Genomic DNA, 7,295 nt, shown 5'->3' on the forward strand with positions numbered 1-7,295 from the left:
CGAGACGCACTACCAGCGCTTTCTGATGCCGACCATCCGCGGCGCCGAACAAGGTAGTAAAAAGCGCTATGCGGGACTCGTCGCCAAACCGGACGGCAGCGAGGAAATGGTCTTCAGGGGACTCGAGACCGTGCGGACCGACTGGACTCCGCTCGCCCAGCAATTCCAGCGGCAACTCTATCTGCGCATCTTCAAGCGGCAGCCGTATCAGGACTTTGTGCGCGACTACGTCGAACGCACGGTGAGCGGAGAGTTCGACGAGTTGCTCGTGTATCGCCGGCGACTGCGCCGCAATCTCGAAGAGTACCGACGCAACGTGCCGCCGCATGCGCGTGCCGCACGGATGGCCGACGAGTTCAACCAGCAGCAGGGCCGGCCGCTGCAGTATCAGAACGGCGGCTGGATCACGTATGTGATGACGGTGGCCGGTCCCGAACCGCTGGAGACGCAGCGCTCGGCGATCGATTACGACCACTATCTGACGCGCCAGCTACAACCGGTAGCCGACGCGATCCTGCCGTTTATGAGCGACGATTTTGCTACGTTGATGACCGGGCAGAAAGAGTTGTTTTAGGCGAGGCAGATGAGACCCGTCACGTTTGATCGGGATGCGGCGACGCGCCTCTCACCGCCACGCCAGGATCGGCCATGCTGCTTGCCCTGCGTGAGTCCGCAACGCGGCGTCGGGATTCACCGCGTGCGGCCTCGTCACCTTCTGCAGCAGCGGCAAGTCATTGCGAGAGTCGGAGTAGAAGCTCGCACCGTCGAGGTCTTCATGGCTGGCGCTCAACCACTCGTCAAGTCGAATGACTTTGCCCTCGCGATAGGTCAGCGTGCCACGCGTACCGCCCGTGTACGTTCCAGTGTCGGTCGCCAGCTCAATCGCGAGCGCGTCGGCGATCCCCAACCGCGCCGCGATAGGGCGCACGAGGTGATCACCGGAAGCTGAGATCACCAGAAGCCTGTCGCCCAGCGTGCGGTGCCGGTCGACGGTACGGCGCGCATCGCCGTAAATGCGCGGCTCGATGACTTCGTCGACAAATACGTCGACGAGCAACGCCACTGCGCTGACCGCTCGCCCCTTGAGCGGCGCGAGGCTAAAAGCCATGTAATCCTCCATGGCCAGTTTGCCTTCGCTATAGGCGCTCATCAGCGCATCGTTTTCTCGCATGAACGAAGCCCGGTCTACCCAGCCGAGCGAGCACATTCGCTCGCTCCACAGGGTCGCGCAGTCACCGTTGATCAGCGTCTCGTCAAGATCGAAAATCGCCAAAGCCATCGAATTGCCTTTGAGTGAATGGATTCAGGTCGTCAGGGATGTCGCAGCAGGAATCGAGACCTTGCCGGTTTCCACCGAGTCGAACAGCGCCTGGATTCGCGCCGCTTCGGCAGCAGACGGTTTCAGCGCCAGTGCAAAGCCAACGAAAACCGCGAAGTTTGCGATCAGGCCGACAATGCCGCTTGTCAGCGAACCGAGCCAAGGCACGTCGTCCGGATAGATCGCGGTCAACACGATCGCAATCGCGATGCCCACCAGCATGCCGGCGATCGCCCCCTGCTTGTTGCCGCGCCGGGAGAATATGCCGAAGAACAATGGTACGGCGAGCTGAATGATGCCCTGATAGGAAATCTGCGCCAGCAGTTGCAGGCGGCTATAGTCGAACGTCAAATAGGCCAGCACCGCCGCCGCGACGATGAACACGATCATGCCGGCCTTCGCCAGCAATGTCAGTTGACGGTCGCTGCGCGGCCTGGTCCACGTTGCCAGGTCGTTCGCGAACTGGGTGCCGCACACCTGCACGCAACCATCCACATGGCCGATACTCGCCGCCAGCACGATCACGATCGAAATCGCCAGCATCCACGGGCCGCCCACGTCGAAGAGCGCGAGGAACCAGCCGTGCTGGGGATCCGCTGCCACCTTGGGGTCGCCGCTCGCGGCAGCCGCGAAGAGCATCAGGATGCAATAGAAGCCGCCCACCAGCAGCATCGTCAGCAACGTGCCCTTCTTGACCGCGCGCACACCGCTTGCCGTATAGATGCGCTGGAAACTCATCGGCCAGCACATCGAGCCGATCACACCCGTGAAAATCAGGCTAAACATGTACCACGGGCCATAAGTCGAGTGCGTGCCACCTGGAATGATCAACATTTTGGGCGGCAACTGCGACAGGTGGGAGTACGACGTTTGAGCACCGGACAGCAGGACCAGACAGAGCGCGGCGCACAGCACATAGGCAATCAAGCCCTGAAACATGTCGGTCATGATGAGCCCGCGCATACCCATGCTCACGGTCCAGTACTGCCGGATCAGGACGATGACCACGCCTGCAATCAGGCAACTCGTCACCGTCCACTGTCCGAAACTCGCGAACTGGAACAGCGTCGCCAACGCCTGGATGCCCATGACGACCCACGGGAACACCGAGATGATGCCGATCAGCGAAGCAATGCGCTTCACCGCTGGGCTGTTATAGCGCATCCCCAGCAGATCGGGCTGCGTGGTCAGATTAAAGCGCTTCCCCCACGTCCACGCGCGATTGGCCATCAGGTACATCGCGGTCACGCCCAGGGTGGCGTACACCATGCCGTAGAAACCCAGCACGCCGCCCACTGAAAGCGCGAAGAACGCGGTAAACGTCGAGCCCGGCCACCACGAGTTCGTATAGCTCATCGCGATGAACCAGGGGCCATAGGACCGACCGCCGACCGCATAGTCCGAGAAACTGGTGCTTTTGCGATTGGTGGCATAAAGCACTGCGATCATCAGGACAAGAAAGATCCCGATCATCCCGAAGGTAATGTAGAGATCACTACCGCCGCTAAACTTAACCATTTGGATTTCCCTCCTCGGGAAGTTCACCATTGACGCTTTCAACAATGTAGAGCGCCCACACACCGAGTCCGGCAAGAACGGCGTTGCTCACCCAGTAAAAGATCGGCAACGGAATCCCCGCCACGAGCGCGGCGCTGCCACTGACGCTCAGGTAGAACGGCGGGAATAGCGCCATCGCCAGCAAGAGCAGGAAATACGCGCCGAACACGATCCTTCGCGTCGACCGAGGGGCTACTTTGATAGCGTCTTTCATCGATTCCGCCTCCGCACAAATGACAGATTGACAAGGTGACTGCCGGCATACGAAGGGCGGAGCGTTGCGGCTCTTACCGGTGCGTTCGCACCGCCTTAGTGATTCGTATACCTAACAATTCATGAGATTGGTGCATCCGGAAATCCGGTCTGACTTGAGTGAACAACCAAACGGCCAAAACTGGTGCAACTTCACAGGTGCTCTATCGACTTCCATGCTTCATCCGGGTGCTTCGCTTTCTTCGGCGCGATGCGAGCGGACGGTTCGCTCTGGCTGGTTACACCTGTCGCAACCAGAGTTCCCAGCGGGAGTCATGCATGATCGAGCGGGCCCGCATGTGTTTCCAAACGCCATACTTGTAGAAGTCGAAGTCGATTTGCGACACCGCGCGCTGGACCATGGCCCACGTCGACCACTTGAGATCCGCCAACGCCTTGTTGACCGCGACCCGCGCCAAAGTCTGCGGCGTCACGCGCCCGAAGTACTCCTCGATCAGGGCCGATTCCATCTCCGGCGTGAAAAACATCTCGCCGAACCACAGCGCCAGTTCGTAATGGGGATCGTTGTTCGACGCATACTCGAAGTCGACGAGCCGGATCGCTCGCTGATCGTTCAACATGAAATTGCCAGCGAGCGTGTCGTTCATGCAGGGCCTGAGATCGATTCCTGAGCTTTGCAGCGCCGCGCGTGCGCGCTCGAACTGCCGGCACAGCCAGACGTGATCGGGCGGTGTACGCCCGTTCAAGGCGGCAACCTGCCGCTGATGTTCATCGATCATGTCGAACACCGTCTTGGTCTGAATCAATGGAGGTTGGTCGTTGAACGCCTTCAGCGCACGCAGCGCGTTATGGCGCACATCGTGCTCGAGAAAATCGCGATTCGACGAGGCTTTCCATCCTTCCATGAACTCGAATACCTCAACACCCAGTCCTTCCAGAAACGCGAACACCGGTGCGCCGTAACCCGTATTGGCAGCCTTAAGACTGGCATCGTGAGCGGTACGCCGATCGACGAACATCTCGGTGCCCTGCCCCGGCACCTTGACGAAATAGGCTGTCGACGCTCCTTCCACCTCGACCCGCCAATTGGCATTGGAAATGCCGCCGCCCACCGGCGCATAGCCCACCGTCAGGCTGCGCCAGGCAGGAATGGCCTTGAGCGCCGCCTCGATCTGGTGTTCCTCGGCGGTCGCCGCCTGCCCTAATCTCTTCATGATGCGACTCCATGAAGTTGCCGCAGCCAGGCTTCGAAACGTGCGTCCTGCACGCTTTGCCGGCAACGCAGCAGTGTCCATTGTCCGAGCTTGGTGAACTCCACCTGACGCGCCGAGGTAGCCCCAGACCAACTGGCAGAAAGCGTGCAGAGCCAGTCGTCGACCAGTGCGTACAGGCGGCAGCGTGCATAATCGGCCTCCTCGCAGCGGCCCGCCCACGCCGCAACGCCCGCGCGCCACTCGTCTTCGAACTGGAACAGGTCGTTGAGCGTCGTCGCCACGTCGTACCACGGGTCGAAGCACCCGCCGCGATCGAAGTCGATCAGGCACAGTTGCCCCTGCGGTCCGATCATCACATTGCTGGCAACGCCATCGCCGTGAATCGGCACGTGTCGCGTTTCACCGGATTGCAAGGCCGCGCAAGCGAGATCGACGCACTCATCGATCCACGCGGCATCTGCAGGCAGCGAGACCCCGTCACGCTTGCACAACGCCCGCAGCCGCTGAATATCCTCGTGAGGCGAGCGTAAAAAATCAGGCGCGGGTCCTTGATGGACCTTGCGCTTGAGCGCCCATAGCGCTAGCAGGCGATCCGGGGCGGTCAGATCATCGACGTGCGCCCATTTCCACCCGGGGCGGGGAAGCGCGTCGAACAACAAGACCCCACGCTGCGCATCGACAAGCCGCACACCCGGCGCTGCGCCCGTTTCGGCCGCACAGCCGCTGGCTCGCCCGCTGCGCGCTACGTCGATCAGGGGATCCATGTCCTCGTAGAGCACTTTCGCGTAGTAACGCTGACCTTCGGTGCTGACCGCAAAGCCCGCCCATTCCGTTGCCAGCCGCATGGGCGAAGCAATCGCAGCGGTGCCCGCTTCGAGCGCAATCGCGCCTGAGAAATCGGCCGCGTGCAGAGCCTCGAGTAGTCGCCGCGATTCGGCAGTGTGCGTGTCCACAGCGGCTCCTTAGCGTCGGACGGGTGGTTGGGTGCAGATGCGGTACAGCAGCGCGGTCAACACGCGCAAGCCGTTTCGCAGATCCTGCTCGGCAGTAAATTCAGCTTCGTTGTGCGAGACACCGTTGCTGCTCGGCACAAAGATCAGACAGGTGGGATAGACGTGACTCATGCTGATCGCGTCGTGTCCCGCCACGGTCACGCTGTTGCCCACGGGCAGGTCCAACTGTGCCGCGGTATCGTGGGCGAGGTCCGATAGTTCACGGTCGAGTTTCAGTGGCGAGCGCAGCCGTTTCTCCTCGACTTCGACGCGGGTACCCGTCAGCTTCGCGATGCGCTCGAGCGTGAGCTGAAACTGCTCTGCCGTTTCCTGCAGGCGTTCGACCGACTGCGAGCGAAACTCGATCAGCAACGTGGCCCGCGACGCGACGACATTCGGCGAGTTCGGATACACATCGAGCCGTCCAACTGAACTGTGCATGGCCAGCCCATGCGGTTCGGCTGCGGCGCGCACCGCTACGACCGCGTGCGCCGCGGCCAGCAACGCGTCGCGCCGCTGCGCCATAGGAGTGGGACCGGTGTGGTTCTGTTCGCCGTCGAAACGCACACGCCATTTGAGCGCGGCCCAGGTCTCGCGCACAACACCGATCGCAAGCTTGCTGCTCTCAAGGCCCGAGCCCTGTTCGACGTGCGTTTCCACATACGCCGCGACGTGGATGTCCGGCACCCAGTCGCCGAGATAGCCGATCTTGTCCAGAGCCGCCTGCAACGAAATGCCTCGTTCGTCCCGGCAGGCGAGCGCCTGCTCGAGCGTCATCGCACCCGTATAAACGCTGCTTCCGGTCAGACTGGGTTGGAATCGTGCGCCTTCCTCGTTAGTCCAGTTGACGACGCATAAATTGCAGGCTGGCCGTTCGCCGCGCTGGCGGATCTGCCGGGCGAGACTCGCGATCGCCACCGCCGCAGCCAGCACGCCATAGACGCCGTCGAAGCGGCCCGCGCTGGGCTGACTGTCGAGGTGCGAGCCGCACAGCACATACGGCGCGTGCTCGTCGAAGGTCAATAGTCCGAAGATATTGCCAACCGCATCGACGCGCACGTCGAAGCCGCGCTCCTTTAGCCAGCCGCAGAAGAGGTCGCGCACCCGGCCGTCCTCTTCTGAGGCCGCAAGGCGATGCAAACCACCACCCGCCGTCGCGCCGATCAGCGAGCTTTCCTCGAACAAGCCGGCGAACCCGGCCAGATCCGCCTCGTCCGGAAGCAGTAACTCAGGAGTGGAGAACGTCGACATGGTCGTCCTCCATGCGGGTTGCAAACTCGTCAGATAACGGGCGATTCGTCACAAGTGTGCTGATCGCGCTGAAAGGCAACGTATTGATGAAGGTGCGGTGGCCGAACTTGCCGTCATCCGCGAGGATCACACTGCGCACGCAATGCTTCACAAGCGTTCTGCGCAGCAGCGCCTCTGATTCTTCGTAGTCCATCAGACCCAGTTCGAGATCGATGCCGCCGATCCCCATGAATGCGATGTCGTAGTGAAACTGGCGGGCGAATTCGAGCGTGTGCGGACCGATCAATGCATTGTCGTTACGGCGCACATCGCCAGGGGTCACCAGCACCTGGTTGTCGCTCTGGTGCGTCAAAAGCTGGGCGATATCGAGCGAGTTGGTCACCACCTTCAGGTTCGCAAACGCCGTCAACCGTTGCGCGAGAGCCAGCGTAGTCGTACCGGTGTCAAGAAACACGGCCATGCCCTCCTGAACGATCTGCATGGCACAACCGGCGAGCGCTACCTTGGCCTGCGTCTTGATGCGATTGCGCACCTGCAGCGGCTGTTCCTCGTTGAGCCGCGGCAGAATGGCGCCGCCGTGCACACGGCGCAGTTTTCCCTGACCTTCGAGAAACTTGAAATCACGGCGAATCGTCTCCTCGGATACCCCGAAGGACGTGGCCAGATCAATCGATTTAACGCGCTGCTGCTGACTGAGGAGCCGCACGATTTCATCGAGCCGTGGCTGGTTGAGCATAGTGCAAAGTTTCC

Annotated in this window: 8 protein-coding genes; 1 reads left to right on the forward strand and 7 read right to left on the reverse strand. The window is 61.3% G+C overall.

The features are described 5' to 3' along the window. Nucleotides 1–574, forward strand: a 574-nt coding sequence (locus M0954_RS23155) for a DNA polymerase domain-containing protein (RefSeq protein WP_297355727.1), incomplete at its 5' end; no start/stop codon positions are given. Nucleotides 575–625: 51 nt separating this feature from the next. Here the strand turns inward: M0954_RS23155 and M0954_RS23160 are convergent. The 7 genes from M0954_RS23160 to M0954_RS23190 all read right to left on the reverse strand — a co-directional run. Continuing rightward, nucleotides 626–1,279, reverse strand: coding sequence for an HAD family phosphatase (locus M0954_RS23160; protein WP_297355730.1), 654 nt, complete (start codon nucleotides 1,277–1,279; stop codon nucleotides 626–628). Nucleotides 1,280–1,303: 24 nt separating this feature from the next. Further along, nucleotides 1,304–2,836, reverse strand: coding sequence for a sodium:solute symporter (locus tag M0954_RS23165; protein WP_122155919.1), 1,533 nt, complete (start codon nucleotides 2,834–2,836; stop codon nucleotides 1,304–1,306). Beyond that, entirely contained in the window at nucleotides 2,829–3,089 is a 261-nt protein-coding gene (locus tag M0954_RS23170) for a hypothetical protein (protein ID WP_122155918.1), read from the reverse strand. Before M0954_RS23170 ends, M0954_RS23165 begins: the two co-directional genes overlap by 8 nt. Nucleotides 3,090–3,366: 277 nt before the next feature. Then, nucleotides 3,367–4,302, reverse strand: a complete 936-nt coding sequence (locus M0954_RS23175) for a choline kinase family protein (protein ID WP_297355731.1) — start codon at nucleotides 4,300–4,302, stop codon at nucleotides 3,367–3,369. Then, nucleotides 4,299–5,255 carry a phosphotransferase family protein gene (locus M0954_RS23180; RefSeq protein WP_297355733.1) on the reverse strand — a complete coding sequence of 319 codons (957 nt, stop codon included), beginning with the start codon at nucleotides 5,253–5,255 and terminating at the stop codon, nucleotides 4,299–4,301. Before M0954_RS23180 ends, M0954_RS23175 begins: the two co-directional genes overlap by 4 nt. 9 nt (nucleotides 5,256–5,264) lie before the next feature. Then, nucleotides 5,265–6,545: a Zn-dependent hydrolase gene (locus M0954_RS23185; protein ID WP_297355735.1), complete on the reverse strand. Its 1,281-nt coding sequence runs from the start codon at nucleotides 6,543–6,545 to the stop codon at nucleotides 5,265–5,267. Beyond that, a partial coding sequence (locus tag M0954_RS23190; RefSeq protein WP_297355736.1) for a DeoR/GlpR family DNA-binding transcription regulator occupies nucleotides 6,523–7,295 on the reverse strand: 773 nt, incomplete at its 5' end. The genes M0954_RS23185 and M0954_RS23190, both read right to left, overlap by 23 nt.

The sequence above is a fragment of the Paraburkholderia sp. genome (assembly GCF_026225065.1).
In the GTDB taxonomy this organism is placed as follows: Bacteria; Pseudomonadota; Gammaproteobacteria; order Burkholderiales; family Burkholderiaceae; genus Paraburkholderia.

Bases quoted from the DNA above. Each gene is read 5' to 3' on its own strand.
- M0954_RS23185 (WP_297355735.1), bottom strand. From the start codon at position 6,545: ATGTCGACGTTCTCCACTCCTGAGTTACTGCTTCCGGACGAGGCGGAT.
- M0954_RS23175 (WP_297355731.1), bottom strand. From the start codon at position 4,302: ATGAAGAGATTAGGGCAGGCGGCGACCGCCGAGGAACACCAGATCGAG.
- M0954_RS23165 (WP_122155919.1), bottom strand. From the start codon at position 2,836: ATGGTTAAGTTTAGCGGCGGTAGTGATCTCTACATTACCTTCGGGATG.
- M0954_RS23170 (WP_122155918.1), bottom strand. From the start codon at position 3,089: ATGAAAGACGCTATCAAAGTAGCCCCTCGGTCGACGCGAAGGATCGTG.
- M0954_RS23160 (WP_297355730.1), bottom strand. From the start codon at position 1,279: ATGGCTTTGGCGATTTTCGATCTTGACGAGACGCTGATCAACGGTGAC.